Below are 23,040 nucleotides of genomic sequence, written 5' to 3' on the forward strand. Positions count from 1 at the left end.
AACCGATTAATGCAAACCAACCTTTATCCGCTTGAAAAGCTTCAATCATACCTGGGATTTTATAAATTCCGATAAAGTGAAACTTTAATCAGAGGGGGTTTTTTCCATCCCCCTTTGATTATTAGTTGAACCAATCGGGCTTTTACGGGCAGTTAATGCGGGATAAATCCAAGAAACCCGAGCCACCAGTTTTTTTGCATTTTCATCCTTATTCCCCCTTCATTACGTTTTTCACATTTCGAATCCAAATTTCTTTATACTTTAAATCGAATCCTATTAATATGTAATTACTCATATTATCAATAACAAGCGCTAACGTATGCGCGTTTTCTTCTGTTCCATGTTCTGACACAACACCAAGTTCCACACCTTGCTTCAATAAATCATGGAATCCATTTAAGAAATCTTCTTGTATTTCAAATAAACGTTTCTGATACTTTTCATTTCGCGTCGCAGTTACGATGAATTCATTTATAACGCGTAATATGCCTTCTTGGCCTTTATACTCAGACAACATTTGTAAACCATCTGCGATTAACTTTTCTGCAAAATTTTCTTTCGTATATTGTTCTTTATCGAAGTAATTTACGAAATGATATTCAGAAAAAATCTCTTCAAATAAAAAATCTACTAACGCTTCTTTAGACGAAAAATGATAATAAATAGCTGGCTTTGATATGCCTACTTCTTTCGCAATCATGGAAAGACTCATCTTCTCAATACCGTGCTCTGCCATGAGTTTAAATGATGCCTCTACAATGTTTTGCGATGTTTGTAAATTTTTTGTCATACTGTACCTCACTCAATTTTACTTACCGGTCGGTAAATAAATTATAAAATGAAACGAAATGATTTGCAAGTTAGTTAGCGCTCCAGAAGGGGTTTATTGGTAAATGTAGAAAACATAAAGTAAAAGCAACATATAACAATAAGGAGGATGTTCATATGGGACTTGGCGGTAAAGGCGGTAGTGGTGGCACTGGCGGCGGTGAAGCTGGACAAGATGGCAAGAGCGTTAGTAGCGGCTACATATTACTCATTGTGCTCTTTATCATATTAATCGTAGCTGGAGTCAGCTATAGTGGACTTGGTCTTTAACTTTCACCAGTAAGAGCACGGAAAATAGAAAGCACTGGCTGTATTAACGGCCAGTGCTTTCTATTTTCCGCATTCTTATACATCATGTGTGTTTCATTATTGATCGTCCACAATAATATAAGCTGTTCTAATTGGCCCATGTACACCTACGACAAGGTTCATTTCAATATCAGCACTATTTGACGGACCAGAAACGAAATTCACACAAGCCGGCAGTGTTTCTCCCGCTTTACTTTGATCATGAATCAGTTTTGTAGCTTGGGTTAACCTTGGTACGATCGTACTTTTAGGAACAATTGCAATATATGACTCTGGAAGCAAACTAACATGCCTTCCTTTTAACCCGTCATTAAAAAGCACAACGGTTCCCGATTCTGCCAGGGTCATATCGCTGAACGTAATACCAAGGTCAGCAGCTTTCGCAAATGCTATGTCCTCTTCTTTATGATCTAATCCCCATGTGCGAAATTGTGTTGTGCCTTCATTTTTGAAAAATGGAGTAAGACCATATTCATTAAAGCGCTCATCATTCGCACACATCGCAGATTTGATATTCCAATCTGTTATAAAAGACCCCAATGTTTCAACAAGATTTTCCTTTGTTGTTCGCTTTACTTCTGTATGAATGACTTCGCAGTGCTCCATTAACTGTAATACAAGTTCTTCTTGCGAAAGTCCGCTAAAAACATTCCACTGCGGGGAAACAGACCAGTTTGGTTTTTCCACTGCTTCTGGACGTTTCCTACCAAGCTTTTCTGATAATTGGAGTAAAAATTCCTCACGATTTTGGATGGCCATCATCGTTCTCCTTTACGTGTTTTTCAAACCATTCTCGAAACGGTTGTTTTTTCGGAACTGGAAAATCTCTCGCGTCCGTCCAAGCTTTTAACGGTCCAATGCCACGCTCAATCTTATCCCCTTTTGCGAGAGGTTTTAATGCATACGGAGCGCTCTTCGCAGCAAAAGAAAATAGTCTAGGACTCTTCACCGCTTGTTCAAAACCTTTCATAGCAACGTTCCAAGCTACGGGTGATTGTTTTTCTTCTACAATACGGCTGCGATGTTTAATTAATAAGTCGTGTAACGGGATTTTCACTGGACACGCTTCTGTACAAGCACCACAAAGGCTAGATGCATAAGGTAAATCCTTATATTCATCATATCCCCCTAAAAGTGGTGTTAATACAGCTCCAATTGGTCCTGGATAAATAGAACCGTATGCATGTCCACCAATATGCCTGTATACAGGACACACATTAATACATGCCGCGCAACGAATACACTGAAGGACACTTTGGAATTCTGTTCCTACAATATCGGAACGACCGTTATCAACAATGACTAAATGAAATTCCTCCGGTCCATCTGTCCCTCCCGGCTCAGTTAACCCTGTAATATAACTTGTTAACTTTTGTCCTACAGAACTTCGGCATAGGAGTGTTACTAGAACATCCAGCTCTTCCCATGTCGGAACAATACGTTCCATCCCCATAACTGTAATTAACGTTTTCGGAAGTGTCGTCGTAAGTCTTGCATTTCCTTCGTTTGCTACGATAGAAATTGATCCAGACTCTGCAACAGCAAAGTTACATCCAGTCACTCCTATATCCGCTGAAAAAAAAATCATCCCGTAAATATGATCTTACAAACCTCGCCATTTCCGTAGGATCAGATGTTCCAGTGTAATTTAACTTTGTTTTAAATATTTCACAAATGTGTTCTTTATCCTTGTGAAGACACGGAACAACAATATGCGAGGGAGGATCGTGGTCGTTCACTTGTAGAATAAATTCAGCAAGATCTGTTTCTAACACTTCCGCTCCAGCTTCTTGAATTGCTTCATTTAAACTAATCTCTTCTGTTACCATCGATTTTGATTTCACAATTTTTTTCGCATTTTTCTTTTTTACAATCTCTTTTACATATTCCCTTGCGTCTTCTGCAGTCTTTGCGAAATAAACAAAACCGCCGTTTTTTTCGATATTTTCACTTAGCTCATATAAATAATAATCAAGATTTTCTAATGTATGCTTTCGAATTTCTTCTCCTAAAGCTCGCCATTCTTCCCAATTCCCAAGACTCTCAGTAGCTTTTAATTTCTTGATTCTAAGACCATCTTGCGCTTTCCTGACAGCCTGTCGCATAAATTTATCCCCAATGCCTTTTTCAGTACGCTTATGAAAGGGATCGTTCCCAATTTTCATTCCCATCTCTATATCCCCCTCTTATTTTCGATCTTCATTTAATACTTGAGCAATATGTTTTACATCAATTGGATAACCATTACGTGTTAAACGTCCTTTTATATTCATTAAGCAGCTACAATCCATCCCAATTAACAATTCCGCACCGGTTTCCATAATATGCTTTACTTTTTCCTCAACCATTTCTTCAGAGATTTCTGGCATTTTCACCGAGAATGTCCCTCCAAATCCGCAGCAATCATAATTATGCGGCAATGAAACAACTTCCAGTCCCTTTACACATTTTAATAATTTTTGCGGCGGTTCCTTAATCCCCATTAATCGGCTCATATGACAAGATGTATGAACCGTTGCTTTTTTATGAAGCTCCGCACCTAAGTCTTCTTTCCCTAATACTTCAACTAGAAATTGTGTGAATTCATACGTTTTATTTGCAAGCTCAGTCGCTTTTTTCTTCCACTCCGCTTCACTTTCAGAAAATAAGGTAGAAAACTCGTGAACCATCATAGCGCAAGACCCCGATGGTGCCACAACATATTCTGAACTAGCAAAGGCTTCAATCATATGTTTTGCAGCTGTTTTTGTTTCTTTAACATACCCGCTATTATAAGCAGGTTGTCCGCAGCAAGTTTGCGTTTTTGGAAAATCAACTTCACAACCTAAATCTTCGAGAATTTCCACAACATCTTTCCCTACTTCTGGATAAAAAACATCTGCAACACAAGTAATAAATATTGATACTTTCATATTTTGCACCCCTAAATACAGTAAAGTAAGCTCAAGTAACTTATTTGTATATTATTGGTAAAAAAATAAAAAATATGAATAAAAATATAAAAAAAAGTGATTGAGGACTATCTCAATCACTAAATGCCAAAGTCGGAACAAACAACGCTCTTGCTTCTGCAAGTGTGTCAACGAGCGCACTTTGATACTGTCTCTTCTTTGAGATGTGTATGAGCCAATCCCGAAATATCGTATATTGATATATCTTGGTGTGAAGAAGGGATATGTGTCAGGGCGTGGAATATAGAAGTATCTATGCGATGAAGGGAGTTTTGCATCTTGAAGAAACAAATCGGCATGATTGTATCTGCATTCACTTGTGTATCCATCCTTTTAAGCGGTTGTGGAACAACAAAAACCAACGAAACCCCGAAAACAGAAACGGTACAAACGACAAAGGATGTAAGGGAATTGGTTTGGAACTCGTTATCGCAAGCAGAGAAAGATGAAATAGATGGCAGTTGGAAAGATGCCAAAGTCAGCAAGGTAATAGCGGATGCAACCGAATATCAACTCGATGATGCGTCATTCAAAGGAAAAGAAGTAACACTTGTTACCATTCCGTCTAAACAGCGAGAATTGTTAGGTGATATAAATAGACTGGTGGACGAACCATCAGGTAAGATCGTAGGAAGTTCGATGAGGAAGTAGGAACGAAGAGGGGTAAATCCCCTCTTCGTTTTTGCATCAAAAGCAACAATATCTACGAAAACAGCCAAAATAATAAATAGAAAAGCCTCCTAAATTACACATTTAAGAGGCTTTCTTTTTTGATAAAACAAATCAATTTCTATTAAGCAATCGCATACGATAACAATTCATCGTCACTTCTCCAAGTCTTTGCAACAATTGATAATTCGCATATGCGCCAACCGGGGCACCGATGATTGGAACGAGCTGCAGCATTTTTGCTAAATCAATATAGTCTCGGTACTCTGTTTGGAACTTTTCCCAATCCATATGATTTTCTTCTTCTGTATCCCACGTTTCGATTGCTTTCCATATTTCTTTTCGATGATCGTCACTTGAAAAGGCAAGTTGAAAAACGTGAAGGATAAAAAGGCGCTCTTCTTTATTGCTCGTATCAAATCCGTACAATGTTGCTGCATCGAATAAAAATTTAATTTTAATTCCGAGTAAAAGCGGAAAATCAGCAAGGCCAAGGAGAATACCACCTGCTCCTGTCCCTGCTCCTTCTGCCGCTGCTATTTTTTTGTACTCATCCATTTTTTTACGTACTTCGTCGTCTCGTCTTTGCAGTGACCAGTTCGTCTCTTTTAATTTCGGCTTTATAAAGTTTGATCCGGCACTAATCGTTTGCACCATCATCCGAATCGTTTCTGTTAATACTTTTTGCACTTTCGCCGGAATAAGCTGTTGTACTTTCGTCTGCACTTTCTTTGAGAACCGTGTCATCATAGAAGAATCTTTCATGAATGTAGCTTTCCACTGCTCCAATTCTTTTATAAGCTTCTCTTCATATGTAATCATAGGTTCATTCCTTTCAATTTAAACGCTCAATGCGCTTTGCACCGTATTGATAAACGAAACCAATACTAAATAATATGCTTACTACAAATAAAATGCCGGTCATAATGAAATCTTTCGTCGCAAGTGCAAATATAACTGTAAATACAACGCTGCCGATAATGAGAATCGCATTTAATAAAGTAAGAAAATCTCTCTTCTTCTCGTCTCCCCCTACCGGATATAAATCAAGCCAAACTTTCATGCGGTGATGTTTCCAAAGGGTTAAGAGCTGGTAACCGATTAAGTATAAGAAAACAAGACTTACGATAAAGCGTCCATATAAAAATGGGATGAAGTAAAGAATAATTCCCCCAAGAACGAGCAGACGCACATATAATCCGAAATAGTTACCCGATCTTAAAAATGTTCTCGTATATAAGTATAAATATGTACGTTTCTCACCGATCATCGAAAGGATGAAATCAAGCCATTTTCGGCGTGATACTCTCTCTTTTAACGCCGGTACATCAACGAACATATTCGCAATGCGGTACAGCAGCATCATTTTTTTACCTTCTTCAGAAATTAAATACTCCCAGTTCAGCGGCTTTCCCTTCACCTTTTGATGCATAACAGCGAGGTATAGCACCATTAAAAAGACAATTACACCGGTAAAAATGACTGAAGTACGTTCTACAAGGAAGTACACAAATAAGCCGTTTAAGATAAAACGAATGAACCAATCTGCTTTTTGAACGCTTTGATCTGTTAAAAATGATTTTTCCCACGCAACGAATAAATTCCACGCCTTTACAATGACGAACGCGATTACAATCCATATGTAAGCCGCTCCTGTTTGATTCATTTGCTGGAAGTATAACGGGGCAAGCGCAGCCGCTACGATTGCGATTATGTATAACTGAATCATAAACGTAAAGAGAAATGCCTTTGTAAAGTAAGGCTTTAACTTTTCTTCAACTGGCAGCAAATAAACGAGGTCCGCTTCTTTTAATAACGTTTGGATTGACCCAGCTGTTAATACGAGGCCAAGTATGACCGCCATAACGAGCACTGTCGGAAACGAAGATGTTAACGTTTGTAACCATTGCTGGTAATAATACGCTCCTGCACCGATGATAAATACGAAAATAAATTTCAAATGATCATTAAATACGTATTTACTATATGTACGAACTTCTTTTAGAAAGTGTCGAAACCGTTCTTTCCATAACGCTGTGCTATTCATAATCTTCTTCCTTTGTTAATGCAATGTAAATATCATCTAACGTTGCACCTGGCATATTAAACCCGGATTGAAGTTCTGATAATGTTCCCATCGCTCTCACTTCACCTTGATGCAAAATAATGAATGAATCACAATAGCGCTCTGCTGTCGCTAAAATATGTGTACTCATTAAAATACCCGCACCACTCTTTTTCATTTGATCCATCATTTGAAGAAGCGATTGAATCGCTAAAGGATCAAGACCAACGAAAGGTTCGTCCACAATGTAAAGAGATGGTTCAACTAAAAATGCACTCATAATCATTACTTTTTGTTTCATCCCTTTTGAGAAATGAGACGGAAACCATTTCAAACGATTTTTCATGCGAAACTCTTGTAATAGTTGTCCTACGCGTTCTTCATATTGTTTTTCATCTACACCGTATGCCATCGCTGTTAATTTCAAATGCTCTTCTAACGTTAACTCATCATATAATACTGGCGTTTCTGGAATGAAGGAGAAACTAGAACGGTACGCTGTCATATCATCACGAATTGTTTTCCCGTTAATTGTGACAGTTCCTTTTTTCGGCTCCATTAAACCGATGATATGTTTAATTGTCGTACTTTTACCAGCTCCATTTAAACCGATTAAGCCGACAAGCTCGCCTTTATTCACAGAGAACGAAACATCTTTTAGTACAGGTCGTTTCGTATATCCTCCTGTAACATTTTCTACACGCAATAACTCGCTCATACGACACCACTTTCTTCATTAGTATTCATTCTATATTCATCTTACCAAAAATGGCGCTGTACTACATAGTATCGATGCCTCCAAAAAAAATTTAAATTTATTAGCATATATTTTTACGAAAGCGGACATCATAATTAGTGAGGAAGGAACACATTGAAAAAGCAACCACCAATTGATGAGTATAACAACACAGTGAAGTCATCATGAAATGGGGTGTCCAAATTGGACAATGAAATTTACACATAACCAGATAATTTGTTTCATTTTCGAAACGGGGTGTCTCCGAAAGAGCATATACTGTTTTAAAAAATAAACAATTTCATTTTAAAAAAAGATTGCAATTCATTTCACTTGAAAATGGGGTGTCTACGGCAGAAACTTTAGCCGATTTACCGTGCATTTCTTAAATAAATGAGGTGTCTGCGAACCGTAAATTATAAAAAATGCTTTTTCAATCCCTCTTCAGAAAACAGGAAGCTGAGTCAGCTTCCTGTTTTTCGTGTTTGTTCTCCTATGTAATTATGGTAAAATACGGCTAAGGCTATTTGAAAGGATGAGATCGATGAATCATACAGCGGACAATTGTATTTTTTGTAAAATTATTGACGGGCAAATCCCTTGTTCAAAAGTATACGAAGATGAACATGTGCTTGCATTTTTAGATATTAGTCAAGTAACAAAAGGACATACTCTTGTTATCCCAAAAGTTCACAAACAAGACATTTTTGCGTTAACGCCAGAAATTGCATCACATATTTTTGCTGTCGTTCCAAAAATCGCAAATGCAATGAAAGCAGAATTTAATCCAGTTGGCTTCAACTTGCTTAACAATAACGGCGAGAAAGCTGGACAAACTGTATTCCACTTCCACCTTCATTTAATTCCACGCTACGGTGAAAACGATGGTTTCGGTGCTGTTTGGAAATCACACCAAAATGAATACACTATGGAAAATTTACAAAACATCGCAAGTACAATTGCAAATAGTGTGAAATAGTGCCACTATAATAAGAAGTAATACATAACAAGCCTTCCCTCCGGCATATATTGCATGGCTTGTTTCTTCACAAAAAATGCCGGGGATATGATTTTTTGTGCATAGCACGTACAAGAGAGAAAAGTTCACTTTTCTTCCCCTTGTTTTAAAGATATGCACAGTTTTATACATCATGAATACGAACGAAAAATAAGGAGGTTTCCTTTTATGTCAAAAGCTAAATCCTTTATTGCAGGTGTACTTTGCGGCGGAGCAGTTGCTGGACTAGCCGTTCTTTTCTCAACTCCTTCTTCTGGTAAAGCCATGCGCGGTAAGCTGAAAGAAAAAGGAACTGATATTAAAAAGACATTAGCTGATATTACAGCTGATACGAAGTTGTTAAAGCGCCAAATCGTTGAAACTGCTTCAGAAGGTAAAGAAGTATTTCAAGAACTAAAAGACGATATGCAAGACACGCTTTCTAACTGGAAACAAGATATTTCTCAAAACAAACGACATATTGAAAAAGAAATTTTAGACATTCAAAAGTCAATTGAGAAACTACAAGAAGCCGTTCCAGAAAAAGCGTAAACATATTCCTGCTTAGTTTTTTGCATATAACAAATATTTTTTATACGAATTGACCTTGACACGGCATATCACATAGATATGCCGTGTTTTTATGCATTTACAATATCTGTTATCCCTTAACATGTATGGACAACACATGTATTCTTGACTCATAAAACGCTTCCATAGTTATGCATGATTTGTATAGAATGTCATTTTTCCAAAAAATTTTCACAATTCTCACAAAAAGACTTTATTAATTTTTATTTTACTGGCATAATAGATAGTAATGAAAAAGAATGTTAAAGTGGGTGAGTAAATGAAAAGTGGAGAAAAAGATTACTCGGTAAAAGAAGCGATGATTTTCAGCCAACGCATTGCTCAATTATCAAAAGCGTTATGGAAATGCGTAGAGAAAGATTGGCAACAGTGGATTAAACCTTACGATTTGAACATTAACGAGCATCACATTTTATCAATCGCTTATCATTTAAAAGGGGCTTCTATTTCTGAGATTGCTAAGTTTGGAGTTATGCACGTATCAACGGCGTTTAACTTCTCTAAAAAGCTAGAAGAACGCGGCTATCTTGTATTCTCGAAAAAAGAAGATGATAAACGAAATACGTACATTGAAATTACAGACAAAGGGGAAGAATTACTACTTCGCTTAATGGAGGAGTATGATCCTGAAAATAATTCTGTGTTTAATGGGGCACTTGCACTTCGTAATTTTTACGGTAAGTTCCCAGAAAATATCGAACTTATCGCAATCCTGCGCAATATTTACGGACAAGACTTCATCGATATTTTTGAGAAATCATTAGAGAGTATTGAGGAGAACTTTACGGAATCCGATCAAAAATTAGTTAAAAAATAATCTTTTTATCTTTTCGCAATCATGCGTAAAAATTCATTCATAAGTGGCACAAATAAGCCTTGCTTTACTAGCGCTTCCGCAGTTTCGTTTACTTCGAGCTGATGTGGAAGCGCTTTTTCAAATTGATCTAACAGCGCATCGAACAATAGAAAGCCTTCTGCTTTCTCCTTTACGTATTGTTCGTTCAGCTTTTCACAAAGATTTAGTATACGTTCAATATCTTTTTTACGAGCTTTTTTCTTTATGATTAAAGAATAAAATGGACACTTTTCTTCATCAATCATTTTAAATAGTAGGTCTACGTAATATTCAGCTTGTTCTAGTCTTCTTACAACGTCCATTTTCTCCCTCACTTCCTAACACAAAGTCTTCTATTTCTGAATTTTGTAACACGAACAAAATATCGTATGATACAATATATAAAGTATATGTATTTTAGCCAAAAGGAGGTCTCGCCTCATGACTCTTATAACCGTTGTTTTTGTCGCATTTGCACTTCTTGTTATATTTTACACGAATTTCATGACACATACACTGTGTGAGCGAAAACAAATATCTGCGAGCCGCCAGCCAGGTGTCTTTCGAGTTATTAATGTATGTATTACCATTCTATTAATTTCTAGTTATGTAGAAATTATATTTCATGGAAAGTGAGGAAGGAAAGCCCCTTCCTCATTTTTTTCCTCTATAAGCAAATTATACCTACTATAACCAATAAAATAAACAGTACAAGTAATAAAATAAGTTGAGAATTCATCCCCCATCCCCTCCTCTTTTCTGTATATGCAGCATGCGCCCAATGTGGTACCCTTTCAAAATCTGACACAAACTGGTTAAAATTTCTTTATCAATAGGAAAACGAGTCGAAATATGATATATTAAATTTTGTACATATTGCTTATACTATGAAATAAACGACACGCATCTAAACTTTATCCCAAAGCCTCGCTAAGCCCTGTTAAGCGTGCTTTTACATATAAAAAAAGCAAACATCAGTGAGACTTAATCGGGTTCTTATGAACGAAAATAACCTATCATAAGGCGTTTCTTCATTTGTATGGGATAAATTAAAAATACATAATAGTAGGAGTGTTTATTGAATGAAGAAAGCTATGCTTGCCTTAGCCGCAACAAGTGTAATCGCATTATCAGCATGTGGAACATCACCATCATCAGACAAAATTGTTACATCTAAAGCTGGTGACATCACTAAAGAAGAGTTCTACAATCAAATGAAGACACAAGCTGGTAAACAAGTACTAAATAACATGGTTATGGAAAAAGTACTTATCAAAAACTACAAAGTCGATGACAAAGAAGTAGACAAAAAGTACGATGAAATGAAAAAGCAAGTCGGTGATCAATTCGATACACTATTGAAACAACAAGGCCTTAAAGAAGAAACAGTTAAAAACGGTGTTCGCGCTTCATTAGCTCAAGAACAAGCAATTGCAAAAGCAATCACTGATAAAGACTTACAAGCAAAATATGAAGACTATAAGCAAGAAATTAAAGCAAGCCATATTCTTGTAAAAGATGAAGAGACTGCTAAAAAAGTGAAAGAAGAACTTGCACAAGGTAAATCTTTCGAAGAGTTAGCGAAAAAGTACTCTGAAGATCCAGGTTCAAAAGAAAAAGGTGGCGACTTAGGATTCTTCGGACCAGATAAAATGGTAAAAGAATTCGATGAAGCTGCTCGTAAGCTGAAAAAAGACGAAGTAAGTGAGCCAGTAAAAACACAACATGGTTACCATATCATTAAAGTAACTGATACTCATGCTGACAAAACTTTCGATCAAGCAAAAGCTGACATCAAAAAAGAAGTAGTTCAAGAAAAATCACAAGACGCTCAATTTATGAACGATCTTATGATGAAAGAAATCAAAAAAGCTGACGTAAAAGTTGACGATAAAGATTTGAAAGATCTTTTCGAAGAACCAAAAGCTGACGCTAAAAAAGACGCAAAGAAATAATGAAGTGAAAAAAGCTTGGGTAGCCCCCAAGCTTTTTTATTTTGTAGTAGTTTTTTGCCGATACATCGATATACTCCCCCACCTTACTCCACTCAACACAAAAAAACCTTGATTCGCTCAACACGAAACCAAGGTTTATCTTATTATCATTGATTAAATGAAAAAACTATGTTAAATTAGTACAGAAACGCATTCATTAAAAACAGAAAAATGTATTTATCCGCATCTTAATTGTACACCAAAACACATCTTCAGTCAACCTCTATTTTTCACTTTTAAAGGAGTGCTTACGTATGAACAAAAAACTTGATCAAGAGCAAAAACGATTGGATAGCGTAATAGAAACTATTACGGAGCAAATTGATAAACTGGAAAGCGAAACTGGCAGACGCCGGGCAGAAGTAATCAACATTCGTAAACACTTCTGGGATGATGTAAAAGTTAACACTGATACTTTTGACGATTATCTTGAAACGGTTATCAACTTAAGACAACAAGCTCAGTCACTAGCCGTAACACAAATTACCCATAAGCACACCTTTAATCGACTTGCTGCATTACGCCGTATGCATAAAGCACCTTACTTTGGGCGAATCGATTTCAAAGAAGAAGGAGAATCTGCTGCGGATCAAATTTATATCGGCGTAGCTACACTTACTGATGCAAGCGGAGAAAACTTTCTTATATATGACTGGCGCGCACCCATTTCGAGTGTCTACTACGATTATCCACCAGGACCGGCTGAATACAGTACACCAGGAGGCGTAATCCACGGTAATGTGGAGAAAAAATTACAATACATTATTCAAAATGGCGAGATTGATTCTATGTTCGATACGAGCCTTACAATTGGTGATGAAATCCTGCAACAAGCGCTCGGAAAAGGTACAAACAAACATATGCAAAGTATTGTTGCTACTATCCAGCGCGAGCAAAATGAAATTATCCGTCACGATGAAGGGCGACTACTTATCGTTCAAGGAGCTGCTGGTAGTGGTAAAACGTCGGCTGCCCTGCAGCGAATCGCCTACTTACTATATAAATATCGCGAATGGTTAAAAGCAGATCAAATCATTCTCTTCTCCCCTAACTCCATGTTCAACAGCTACGTATCTAACGTATTGCCAGAACTAGGTGAAGAGAATATGCAGCAAGTGACATTCCAGGAATATTTAAACCATAGACTAAGCAAGTCATTTGACGTTGAAGATCCTTATGAGCAATTAGAATATATGTTAACTGAAACGAATAGCCCTATCTATAAAACGAGAAATGCTAGCATTCGATTTAAAGCATCTACTCAATTTTTCGAGATGATTAGAGCGTACAGACAATCTCTCGAATCTTCAGGCATGCTATTTAGAGGAATGAAATTTAGGGGAAAACTAATTGTCTCTGCTAAAGAAATTACAGAGCAATTTTATAATACTGATTCCTCCCTCCGCTTTCATAATCGAATTGAAAAGTTAACGGATTGGCTAAATAAGCAAATAGATGCACTTGAAAAAGCAGAACTGAAAAAGCCTTGGGTAGAAGAAGAAATTGAACTACTTAGCAAAGATGAATACCAAAAGGCTTATAAATATTTACAGAAAAAGGGTGAGTTTGACGACAACTCCTTTCATGATTTTGAGAAAGAAACGAGAGTACTTGGACGCATGATTGTCCGTAAAAAATTGAAGCCGCTTCGTAAAGGCGTTCAAACATTGCGTTTCATCAATTTCACAGGCATATATAAACAACTCTTTACAGATGCATCATGGGTTACTGGAGAAAAACCGAAAGACTGGGATGATATTTGCTCGCTAACTGTGAACACGCTCGATGAAGGAAAGCTATATTACGAGGATGCGACTCCATTTTTACTTTTAAAAGAATTAATTGAAGGCTTCCAAACGAACAGATCCATTAAACACGTACTCGTAGACGAAGCGCAAGATTATTCTCCGTTTCAATTCGAGTTTTTGAAACGTCTCTTCCCTGCTGCAAGAATGACGGTACTTGGGGACTTTAACCAAGCAATATTCGCCCATGCGAGTGAAGCAGTGAATTTCAATACACTTACTAGCTTATACGGACCAGATGAAACGAACGGCATCAACTTAACTCGTAGCTATCGCTCAACAAAACCAATTATTGAATTTACACGTGCTCTCGTACCGGAAGGCAATAACATTCATGCCTTTGAACGTGACGGTGAGAAACCTACAGTGACGAAAGTGTCTAATTTCAGCGAACTGCACGACCGTATTACTGCCAAAGTCGCTGAATTACAAAAACAACAGCACAATACGATCGCAATTATATGTAAATCCGCAGCTGAAAGTGCCGCTGCCTACGAAGCACTCAGTCATATCGAGAATATTAAACTTGTGAAAAGTAGCTCAGCCGAGTACGAGCAAGGCATCGTCGTTATCCCTGCTTATTTAGCGAAGGGCATCGAATTTGATGCTGTTATTATTTACGATGCTTCTAAAGATGTGTACAGTGATGAAAGCTTGCGTAGATTGTTCTACACTGCTTGTACACGTGCGATGCATGAATTGCAGCTTTATAGTGTTGGTGAGGTTAGTCCTTTTGTAACGGGGGCTAATTCGGAGAGTTTTGAGCTTATTACAACACCTTGATACTAATCAAGGTGTTTCTTTTTTATGCAGGATTTACACCTTTAAAGTAGAATATATCAGTTTAGAAAAAGTTAAGGAGTGAAAAGATGAATCATTATTTTATTGCGATTTATGACGGCGTGTTTCCTACCGAAAAATTACATACCATTTTACAATATAATCCTACTTTTACCGACCTAAACGTCCGCCCTCTCGAAATCTCATCACCAAGACCTTTCACATTATTAGTTGGAGAAAAAAATGATGCACTCACAACTGGACTTACAGACAAATACCACTTATTAACGAAAGAGTTGCAAGCACTTGAGCAGCAAGAAAAGTACTACTATGTATACGATTATAAAATTAGAAAAACCATCGAGAATCCCACCCAAAAATGCTTTCCATTAGCAAAAATCATTATAAGTGTTACGAATTTCCATCAGATGATTCAAACAGTAAAAGACTTAAAACGACCTGTATTTGCAGGTTATAACATCATTTCTCATGATGCAGACATACTTACGATTGATGTACTTCTTTCTTCACCTTTATTAGATCCTAACACTTCCGAAAAAGATGCGGAAGAATACTCCTATTTACAACAACTAGCTGAATCAATTTCTCGTTCTGAATTATGTACTTCTATAAAAGCAAGTGCACTTATTTAAACACGAAAAGAGGGTTATTTATCATAACCCTCTTTTGCTATCTATTTACGTTTGTACTTGATCATAATAATGAATGCTTTTATATACAACTTATAATAAGTATCAAGGTGTTTTTCTCATTCTACACGACATATCTTTGCGGCGATATACACTTAGCACGATTCCCATTAAAAGCGCATGAAATACAGTTGGTGTTAATCCATAACTAATAAAAGGTAAGGATATCGCAGCAATCGGTAATAACCCTAGAATCATGCCCACATTATAAATGAATTGAACTATAAAAAGGGTCATTCCACCAACGAGCAGTAATTTACCATACCGATCATTTATTTTATAAGATATGACCACTAACCTTGCTACGAAAAGGGAAAGGATTAAGACAAGAATCAGTGCTAGCACATATCCATAATAATAAGTCAAACTTGCAAATACAAAATCAGTATCTGGATTAGGGATGCGCTTTACATCTCCATATGTACCAAACCAACCTGCTGACGACATTACCTCTTTTAAACGTATATACATAAAGCCTGCGCCCTGTGCATCACGCTCTGGATTCAAATACCCTAAAAATCTATCCAAATGATATCCTTTTACTGAGGGCCAGGAAAAAGACGCCCTTATAATCAATAAACAGATTGGTACAATTGTAATAATTAATGCCGTTTTCTTTCTTAACTTACTCCACCAAAGCATAACGAATACCATCGTGATATAAATAAAAATCACTGAAAAAGCTGCGCCAATTAAGAATAAATACAAAGAAAATAAATACAACACTACAAGATACCTAACTTTCAATCTATTGTTATTGAAAAAAGAAGCCCAAGCTAGAAAAAGAACGGCACTGCCATTAAACGGTCAATTGTAATAGGACCAACTTTTATTATCGGTTCTCCAAGCATCCCAGCATTTGGAAAACAGTATAGCATTAACAAGATAAGTACACCAATTGTATAAAACAGCCAACCTAATCTCTCTAACTTGCGATAATCAATCAGCATCATCCCTAACGCTGTTGCAATACCAAGAACAACAGATATCACCTTATCCATTAGTAAATCATTCATATATCCAAAGGCTATAACCGGCAAAAAACCTAATCCCATCGCAGCCACTAATAAACCAATTAAGAACCAATCAATCTTTGGCTTATGCAGTTTGTTCAGTTCCTGGCCAAGTTTAATCGGACTCCCCATTTGCTCAACAGCCTTATCTTCAGCAACTTCCTCGCTTAAGCCTTTCTCTATCCACATATTCTTCGTCTGTTTCAAGTGAAAGTCTAGTTCCGTTGCCACCAAGTCCTTCGCTTCTTTTGATTTAATATGGTTCGTAACTTCTTTTAAAAAACGCTCCCCTTTTTGTTCAATTTTTTCTCACTCCTGTACTAAGCCTTTTAATATAATTCGTGCCTTCGTAGCATTCTTCTCTGCCTTTCGCAGCATCTTATTTCCTTTATCATTTAATTGATAATATTTAGCTCCCGCGTGATCCCAGCTAGATTGGATCATGTGATTCTGCTCTAGACGATGTAATACAGTGTATAGAGACCCTTCATTGCCTTCGAATTTTTGAATCCCTCTCCCACGCAGTAACTGCATCAATTCATAACCTGTTTTTTCATTCATAAGAAGTTGCAACACTGCTAAAAGGATATCTTCTTCCTTTTCGGACGATTGATTGATTTTTTCGCGCACCCGCTTTCGATGCTGATCAGAAAAACTCAAATGTTTAAAAGTTGTGTTCTCCATTGATTTTCGCAAGCCTTTTAATCGATCTTCCATTTGATTATTCCTCCAATCCTTCCTTCAAAAGTTCCTTTGCTTTTTTCAGTCTCGTTTTTATTGTGTTTTCCTTTATTTCTATTACCGTAGCAATCTCTTTAATTGATAACTCTTCATAATAAAATAGATAAATCACTTCTCGATATTTTATCGGTAAATTCATTACAGCAGAAGCCAGCTTACGGTCCTCCGCATTTTGAATGACAGTTTGTTCAACGCTCTCTTTTTGACTCCCAACATACGTAAATTCATCCTCTGTCACGATTACCTTTTTGTTATACCAACTTTTTATATAATCCTTACAATGATTAATCGCAATTCTCCACAACCATGTTTTCAAATTCGATTTCCCTTTATATGTATGAAGAGATTTATAGCATTTCACAAATATACCTTGCGTTAAATCCTCCGCAACCTCTTTATTATTCACATATGAATACACAAGCTGTAACACTTCTTGTCCATACTTGTTCATTATTTCGTCGATAAGGTCCTCCTTATCTTCTATTTCAAACGCTTCTACCGTTAATTCATCCACATCATTTCCTCCTTTCCATATATTAGACGACGCACTGTATGGAAAAGTTTTATAAATACATAAAAAAATACGGATGGCAATGTCCGTACCGTTTTTTACCTTTATTTTAAATCTAATTTTCTTTACGAAGAGTAAACCTTTTATTCATTTGTATTAGCTCAACCAAAGAGCAAAATCCCTTTGCTCATTTTTGTTACGGAAAACTCTAACTCGTTACCTTAATAAAGATTATGAGTATACCATTTAATAGACGTATCAATATTTGTAGTTGGAATATAATTATGTCCTATCAGTGTAAATAAAAACTGTTTTAACATTCATTTCTATAAACTTTCATAATTATCCGAACGAAAAACATATCGCATACATTCTTTAAAGTTAATTTTAATACCCTCAAATATAAAAAAAGCGTTATCCTTTCGCAAGCTCAGTTTACTTTCACTCTTACTTTGATGGATGTGTAAGGTCTCCCCTACAAAGAACAATATAAAAGTAACATCCATAATTTTGCACTCACCCTATTTTACATTTACTCTGATTCTGTCATTTCATCCATATGAATCTGTTTTCCTGTGAATAGTTTGTAAAACAGATGTGTGCGAATATCTAACAATTTATGTAGCGCATACCGATATCCATCTCCCACCTAAAATTAGTGTTTCACATTTTTGAGGAAGGAGTCTTTTGTCAGAAAACAATAAAATCTTATTAATTTTTATAATTAGTAGAATTTTTATAGAAATAATCTTCTTAATCTATTAAAATTATATCGAATGATGTCAGATTATATCATATGATGTCAGATTGTAATAAGGGGAGAGAAAATTTTATGTTGAAAAAAATCATTCCAGTTGCTTTAGCATTAAGTACAGTTACTTTTTCAAGTGTATTTGCTGCGCCTTCGGCTCAAACAAATACAGAACCAAACCGCTACATAGATGTACAAATGCTCGGTATTAACGATTTTCATGGGCAACTAGACACTGTAAAGAAAATTAACAATAAAGATGCAGGGGGAATCGAGTACTTAGCGGCTTATTTACGTGATCGTGAAAAACAAAATCCAAATACATTAAAGGTTCATGCGGGCGATATCGTTGGAGCAAGTCCTCCCGTTTCAGCATTATTACAAGACGAACCCACGATTGAATTTCTAAACGATTTAAAATTTGATGTTGGAACCATCGGAAATCATGAATTTGATGAAGGCGTTGAAGAAATGCACCGCCTTATTTATGGTGGATACCATGAAAAAACAGGGAATTTTAAAGGAGCAAAATTCCCATATGTTGCCGCAAATTTCTATAATAAATCCACCGGTCATCTATTTTTACCACCATTTACTATAAAAAAGGTACAAGGGGTTCCTGTTGGCTTTATCGGAGTCGTAACAACAGATGTTCCTAACCTTGTTATGCCTACTATGCTAAAGAATGTAGAAATTACAGATGAAGTTGAAGCCATTAACAAATCCGTAAAGCAATTGAAAGAACTAGGCGTTAAATCTATCGTTGTTCTTGCGCATAACGGAGGTACAACAGATGCGAACGGCGTAACAAATGGTGATCTCGTCCGATTAGCAAATGAGACTGATCCAGAAGTCGATGTTATTTTTGGGGGGCATAGCCACACCTATGTAAATGGAACTGTTAATAATAAACTTGTCGTACAAGCAAATTCTTATGGAATGGCTTTTGCTGATGTTGATGTAAAGATTGATCGTAAGACAAAAGATATTGTCGAGAAAAAAGCAGAAATTGTTACAACTTACCATGAAGGCATAGAGCCTGATAAAAAAATAAAGAAGAAGATGGAGAAGTATCAAGCTAAAATCGCACCTCTTGTCAATGAAGTTGTTGGTAAGTCTACCACTCCACTAGATCGCAAACTAAATACGGCTGGTGAATCTACTCTCGGCAATTTAGTTGCTGATGCCCAGCGTGCAACAATGCAATCCCAAATTGCTCTTATGAACCCTGGTGGTATTCGTAATGACTTAGATGCTGGTGATATTACATGGGGAGAAATATATGGCATTCAACCATTCGGAAATCAATTAATAAAGGTTAATTTAACGGGTCAAGACATACGTGATATTTTAAATCAACAATGGCAAAAAGACATCACAAGAATGCTTCAAATTTCAGGGATCCAATACACTTGGAATGCGAACAAGCCAAATGGAGAAAAAGTCACAAGTATTCGCTTAACAAATGGAGAAGAAATTATTCCTTCTAAAACTTACAGCGTTGTTGCGAATGCATTTCTAGCTTCAGGTGGCGATGGATTTGTGTCCTTTAAAAATGGGAAAGATGCTGAAACAGGACCAACTGATTTTGAAGCATTAGTAGATTATATAAAACAAGCAAAAGAACCAATTCAGCCTATTATTGATGGAAGAATCCAAAAAATAAATTAGCTTTCATTAATCTCAAAACACCTAACCTAGATTACCTGTTCGCTATACTTTTTAGTGTGCAGGTAATCTTATTTTTCTTGTGTGGGTTTGAAACAAAGTCCTACCGTGGTCAACGAATTTACCATCGATATGCAAAGCACCAAAAAAGTAAAGTCAACGTCAAATAATTTGAGCTGATTTGAATTATCTGGATATGTTTTCCACCTACAATACTGTATAACTCTCACCTGTTCAGAAAAACGGGTTTTTCTTTTAATAACTTTGCTTAGCGTACGAAATTCGCGTTTTGTTGGCGCTACCACATCACCATCAAGCTATGAAAAGCAAATACCCCAAAACGAAAATATAAGCCGTTTTCTTTCAAAAATACATGGAATTTTTAGCCTGTGTTGTTATAAAATTCTTAAGTTGATGGGTATGGGGTACCGCCAGCATGGTAGGAACATATAAAAATATAGTTATAGAAAAAGAGAGAGTGGATTCCTTTTGAGAGTATGGATCCGCTTTTTTCTTGCTACTGATAATGAGACACTATATCTGACTTACATAAATATCCTATTTGTTCAAATTTGTCCTTGCTGATGGTACAATTAAAGTCATGGAGGGATATTATGTTAAATTTTTATGTAACACTGTTTCTTATATTCGGCACTGCAATATTCTTATTTTTTAAGTCTGGTTCACCAAAAATTAAGGCTAAAAACCTATCGTTGATAATGGTCTGTTTAGGGATAAATCTACTCACAAGTCCAATGGCTTTTTTTATAGGCGGGATGGCAACAGCCCCTCCAGATAGTACTGCACTTGATTTTTGGGGAGGATTTCTCTTCATTCAGGGAATACCGCTTCTCATACTACTTGCAGCTTTTTTGAAGTTGGCACTAGCACTAGCAAAGAAAACAAAACAAGTATAGAAGCATATAATGAATAGGTGGATTCCTTGTGAGAGTAGGGATCCACTTTTTTCTTGCTATCAATAATGTTACGTTATGTTAACTTTATATGAATATCCTATTCATCCAAATGTACACAAAATAGGCCTTGCTAATGGTACAATTAGGATAACGGAGGAATATTATGGGATATCTTAATCAGCTTTATGTAATACTGTATTTTATAATCGGCCTTGCAGTATTCTCATTCTTCAATTCTGATTCACCAAAAACTAAGGATAAAAATCTAACATTCATAATGGTCAGTTTAGGGGTAAATCTATGCACAATTCCAGTGGCTTTATTTATAGGTGTGATGGCAACAGACTCTCCATATAGTACTGAACTTGATTTTTGGGGAGGATTTCTCTTTATCCAGGGAATACCGCTCCTCCTACTACTTGTAGCTTTGATATGGTGGTTTATCCGCAAGGGCAAAGAAAAAATCGACACATAGAATTTTAAAATGACTTCCGCTAACGATAAGTATGTAAATGAGCTGCCGATATGGGCAGCTCATTTTACTTTGCTTAACATGTTTTTTCAAAAATGATATCAGTTAAAAGAACAAAAAACTAAGAATCTTATCTCTTTCTATTCATTCTTCAATTACCATCCACCTTTAGGTACAATCGTAAAGTCAATGTTGTTTACTGGGTCTTGACCTACCTTTAGTTGGTAGTAGAAACCCCTCCCATCTTTTACCTCGTTTAAGTCTACCCCACTATCTATTAGCTTATTTACCTCTTCAATAGTGAGTTTTGGGTCTGCAATACGAATGATGATTTCCATTAGTTTTCGATACTGCTCATTAGCTGTCTTATCCTCAAATACCAGTTTTTCAGTTGTAATCGAATAGGAGTTTGACAGCCAATCACTTTTACCCATTTTGGAATAAATTTCAAATCCTTTCCAGTCTGCTTTATAGATACGATCGTTTTCTTTATCACGATACTCTATATTTGAATCTTCGATCTCAATCATGCCATTTGAGTATTCTTTTAACTTATTTTCAAAGTCTAATCGATGTGTGAACCCGTCTTCAATAGTATCCTTAGTTAAAATATCTCGTCCGCAACTAGAGAGAATAAGTAGTAAAAAGATAGAGAATAAAATAGTGCAAAGATTTTTCATAGAATTTACCTCATTTGGTGTATTTTTAACATTTATATTTAAACATAACTTGATTTTAAGATAAAGGGTGTATACAACTTTGTTTCAAATTCACAATAAAGATACAAAATAAAAAGTACCCCTAATGTAGTGGTACTTCTGTTGTTTTATAATTCCGTCAGCAATTCGAATTTTCTTTTTTGATCCGAAGATAGTTCATTTTCTACATAACTTTTTATAAGTGGATCAATTATTTCATGAGTATATTTGGTATTTGGGGTACCGCCACAATTACTACTTTGACATCATTTACCGTATTCGTGTTTCCCCTACATTTTAGCTCCTTGGTTAAAAAGTCCTAATTGATTTTTGTTCCATAAAAGGGACATATAATGTAGTAACTGATCGCATAAATATAATCATAATATTTCCGCATTTCCATTGGATGTAATACTAATAAATTATAAAATGAAACCGTATATAAAACTATACGGTATTCAAAAAGATTGCTATTATCCCTCATAATGAAAGGAGTTATTACAATCAAAAACAATAATAATCAACATCCGCTGGACAAAATCGAGAAGTGGTTAGTTTTTACTGGTTATGCAGCTTTTGTTTGGTCAGCTCTATTCGGGTTAATTCACATTTATTGGGCGGCAGGAGGTACTTTAGGATTTGAAGGCAGGACAATGGGCAAAGTGTTATTCATCATTAATCTAGTTGCAATTGCTCTATGTATAGTTGCTGCATTTACTGCACTTGCACTTGTTCAAGCATGGGGACGAAGATTTCCCTCCTGGTTGTTGCTCACTGCAGCATGGGGAGCATGTGCGATTTTAGGTTTGCGGGGTGGCGTAGGGATAACTCAAAGCTTGTTGGACTCAGAATCCCTTTCTTTACTATTGGTAATTGTTGAACCGTTTTTCTTGTTAGGAGGAATCTTATATGGGCTTCTCGCTTTTCTTTATATTTACACCTCCAATAATAAGAAAAAAATAAAACAAGACGGGATAAATCTATAACAACATGGCTGGC

At 36.3% G+C, this 23,040-nt stretch carries 23 protein-coding genes and 2 pseudogenes; 13 read left to right on the plus strand and 12 right to left on the minus strand.

The window, feature by feature from the left end; genetic code table 11:
- Positions 1-208 precede the first annotated feature (208 nt).
- The gene (locus CDB3_RS18975) at positions 209-790 is read right to left on the minus strand and encodes a TetR/AcrR family transcriptional regulator (protein WP_097829923.1); all 582 of its coding nucleotides are present in this window, start codon (positions 788-790) and stop codon (positions 209-211) included.
- Between the two features lie 155 nt (positions 791-945).
- On the opposite strand from CDB3_RS18975, the gene CDB3_RS18980 reads away from it, so the two are divergent.
- Positions 946-1,098 carry a sporulation protein YjcZ gene (locus tag CDB3_RS18980; RefSeq protein WP_097829922.1) on the plus strand — a complete coding sequence of 51 codons (153 nt, stop codon included), beginning with the start codon at positions 946-948 and terminating at the stop codon, positions 1,096-1,098.
- A gap of 96 nt (positions 1,099-1,194) precedes the next feature.
- Here CDB3_RS18980 and CDB3_RS18985 read toward each other — a convergent pair whose 3' ends face one another.
- The 3 genes and pseudogenes from CDB3_RS18985 to CDB3_RS18995 all read right to left on the minus strand — a co-directional run bounded on the left by CDB3_RS18985 (position 1,195) and on the right by CDB3_RS18995 (position 4,049).
- Positions 1,195-1,896 (minus strand): LutC/YkgG family protein, encoded by a 702-nt coding sequence (locus CDB3_RS18985; RefSeq protein ID WP_128855588.1) that lies wholly within the window; start codon positions 1,894-1,896, stop codon positions 1,195-1,197.
- Positions 1,877-3,308: pseudogene (locus tag CDB3_RS18990) on the minus strand (LutB/LldF family L-lactate oxidation iron-sulfur protein). The gene CDB3_RS18985 and the pseudogene CDB3_RS18990 overlap by 20 nt, the downstream one beginning before the upstream one ends.
- A 15-nt stretch (positions 3,309-3,323) precedes the next feature.
- Entirely contained in the window at positions 3,324-4,049 is a 726-nt protein-coding gene (locus CDB3_RS18995; protein WP_128855568.1) for a (Fe-S)-binding protein, read from the minus strand.
- A gap of 318 nt (positions 4,050-4,367) precedes the next feature.
- Here CDB3_RS18995 and CDB3_RS19000 point away from each other — a divergent pair, with 318 nt between their 5' ends.
- On the plus strand, positions 4,368-4,739 hold the full coding sequence (locus tag CDB3_RS19000) for a hypothetical protein (RefSeq protein ID WP_128855569.1): 372 nt from the start codon (positions 4,368-4,370) through the stop codon (positions 4,737-4,739).
- Positions 4,740-4,871: 132 nt separating this feature from the next.
- On the opposite strand, the gene ecsC is transcribed toward CDB3_RS19000, so the two are convergent.
- Genes ecsC through ecsA form a run of 3 tightly spaced genes read right to left on the minus strand, consistent with a single transcriptional unit; the run spans position 4,872 to position 7,540 of the window.
- Complete coding sequence (gene ecsC / locus CDB3_RS19005) at positions 4,872-5,579, minus strand: ecs operon protein EcsC (protein ID WP_128855570.1); 708 nt, start codon at positions 5,577-5,579, stop codon at positions 4,872-4,874.
- A gap of 13 nt (positions 5,580-5,592) precedes the next feature.
- Complete coding sequence (locus tag CDB3_RS19010; RefSeq protein ID WP_128855571.1) at positions 5,593-6,804, minus strand: ABC transporter permease; 1,212 nt, start codon at positions 6,802-6,804, stop codon at positions 5,593-5,595.
- Entirely contained in the window at positions 6,797-7,540 is a 744-nt protein-coding gene (gene ecsA / locus CDB3_RS19015) for an ABC transporter ATP-binding protein EcsA (RefSeq protein WP_097829915.1), read from the minus strand. The genes CDB3_RS19010 and ecsA overlap by 8 nt, the downstream gene beginning before the upstream one ends.
- A gap of 562 nt (positions 7,541-8,102) precedes the next feature.
- On the opposite strand from ecsA, the gene CDB3_RS19020 reads away from it, so the two are divergent.
- The 3 genes from CDB3_RS19020 to CDB3_RS19030 all read left to right on the plus strand — a co-directional run bounded on the left by CDB3_RS19020 (position 8,103) and on the right by CDB3_RS19030 (position 9,963).
- Positions 8,103-8,537, plus strand: a complete 435-nt coding sequence (locus CDB3_RS19020; protein ID WP_001016832.1) for an HIT family protein — start codon at positions 8,103-8,105, stop codon at positions 8,535-8,537.
- Positions 8,538-8,744: 207 nt separating this feature from the next.
- Positions 8,745-9,107 (plus strand): YtxH domain-containing protein, encoded by a 363-nt coding sequence (locus CDB3_RS19025; RefSeq protein ID WP_128855572.1) that lies wholly within the window; start codon positions 8,745-8,747, stop codon positions 9,105-9,107.
- Between the two features lie 298 nt (positions 9,108-9,405).
- The gene (locus CDB3_RS19030; RefSeq protein ID WP_000834922.1) at positions 9,406-9,963 is read left to right on the plus strand and encodes an HTH-type transcriptional regulator Hpr; all 558 of its coding nucleotides are present in this window, start codon (positions 9,406-9,408) and stop codon (positions 9,961-9,963) included.
- Positions 9,964-9,968: 5 nt separating this feature from the next.
- On the opposite strand, the gene CDB3_RS19035 is transcribed toward CDB3_RS19030, so the two are convergent.
- Positions 9,969-10,304: a DUF1878 family protein gene (locus CDB3_RS19035; protein WP_071747306.1), complete on the minus strand. Its 336-nt coding sequence runs from the start codon at positions 10,302-10,304 to the stop codon at positions 9,969-9,971.
- A gap of 118 nt (positions 10,305-10,422) precedes the next feature.
- On the opposite strand from CDB3_RS19035, the gene CDB3_RS19040 reads away from it, so the two are divergent.
- The 4 genes from CDB3_RS19040 (at position 10,423) to CDB3_RS19055 (ending at position 15,213) form a co-directional block, all read left to right on the plus strand.
- On the plus strand, positions 10,423-10,617 hold the full coding sequence (locus CDB3_RS19040; protein WP_000172693.1) for a hypothetical protein: 195 nt from the start codon (positions 10,423-10,425) through the stop codon (positions 10,615-10,617).
- 446 nt (positions 10,618-11,063) lie between these two features.
- Entirely contained in the window at positions 11,064-11,936 is an 873-nt protein-coding gene (gene prsA / locus CDB3_RS19045) for a peptidylprolyl isomerase PrsA (RefSeq protein ID WP_128855573.1), read from the plus strand.
- Between the two features lie 293 nt (positions 11,937-12,229).
- Positions 12,230-14,563, plus strand: a complete 2,334-nt coding sequence (gene helD, locus CDB3_RS19050) for an RNA polymerase recycling motor HelD (RefSeq protein ID WP_128855574.1) — start codon at positions 12,230-12,232, stop codon at positions 14,561-14,563.
- Between the two features lie 86 nt (positions 14,564-14,649).
- A complete protein-coding gene (locus CDB3_RS19055) occupies positions 14,650-15,213 on the plus strand; it encodes a hypothetical protein (RefSeq protein ID WP_128855575.1) in 564 nt (187 codons plus the stop codon).
- Positions 15,214-15,315: 102 nt separating this feature from the next.
- On the opposite strand, the pseudogene CDB3_RS19060 reads toward CDB3_RS19055, so the two are convergent.
- From CDB3_RS19060 to CDB3_RS19070, 3 genes and pseudogenes are all read right to left on the minus strand, one after another.
- A pseudogene (locus CDB3_RS19060) lies at positions 15,316-16,586 on the minus strand (FtsW/RodA/SpoVE family cell cycle protein).
- A 6-nt stretch (positions 16,587-16,592) separates the two neighbouring features.
- Entirely contained in the window at positions 16,593-17,000 is a 408-nt protein-coding gene (locus tag CDB3_RS19065; RefSeq protein WP_128855576.1) for a PadR family transcriptional regulator, read from the minus strand.
- Positions 17,001-17,004: 4 nt separating this feature from the next.
- On the minus strand, positions 17,005-17,538 hold the full coding sequence (locus CDB3_RS19070; RefSeq protein WP_128855577.1) for a sigma-70 family RNA polymerase sigma factor: 534 nt from the start codon (positions 17,536-17,538) through the stop codon (positions 17,005-17,007).
- A gap of 829 nt (positions 17,539-18,367) precedes the next feature.
- On the opposite strand from CDB3_RS19070, the gene CDB3_RS19080 reads away from it, so the two are divergent.
- From CDB3_RS19080 to CDB3_RS19090, 3 genes are all read left to right on the plus strand, one after another.
- Complete coding sequence (locus CDB3_RS19080) at positions 18,368-19,957, plus strand: bifunctional metallophosphatase/5'-nucleotidase (RefSeq protein ID WP_128855578.1); 1,590 nt, start codon at positions 18,368-18,370, stop codon at positions 19,955-19,957.
- A 611-nt stretch (positions 19,958-20,568) separates the two neighbouring features.
- A complete protein-coding gene (locus tag CDB3_RS19085; protein ID WP_128855579.1) occupies positions 20,569-20,871 on the plus strand; it encodes a hypothetical protein in 303 nt (100 codons plus the stop codon).
- Positions 20,872-21,034: 163 nt separating this feature from the next.
- Entirely contained in the window at positions 21,035-21,346 is a 312-nt protein-coding gene (locus CDB3_RS19090; RefSeq protein WP_071747296.1) for a hypothetical protein, read from the plus strand.
- Positions 21,347-21,498: 152 nt separating this feature from the next.
- On the opposite strand, the gene CDB3_RS19095 is transcribed toward CDB3_RS19090, so the two are convergent.
- Positions 21,499-22,023: a hypothetical protein gene (locus CDB3_RS19095; RefSeq protein ID WP_071772336.1), complete on the minus strand. Its 525-nt coding sequence runs from the start codon at positions 22,021-22,023 to the stop codon at positions 21,499-21,501.
- A 503-nt stretch (positions 22,024-22,526) separates the two neighbouring features.
- On the opposite strand from CDB3_RS19095, the gene CDB3_RS19100 reads away from it, so the two are divergent.
- A complete protein-coding gene (locus CDB3_RS19100; RefSeq protein WP_128855580.1) occupies positions 22,527-23,027 on the plus strand; it encodes a DUF3995 domain-containing protein in 501 nt (166 codons plus the stop codon).
- Positions 23,028-23,040 lie beyond the last annotated feature (13 nt).

This window comes from Bacillus sp. CDB3 (assembly GCF_002081505.1).
Taxonomy (GTDB): domain Bacteria; phylum Bacillota; class Bacilli; order Bacillales; family Bacillaceae_G; genus Bacillus_A; species Bacillus_A cereus_AT.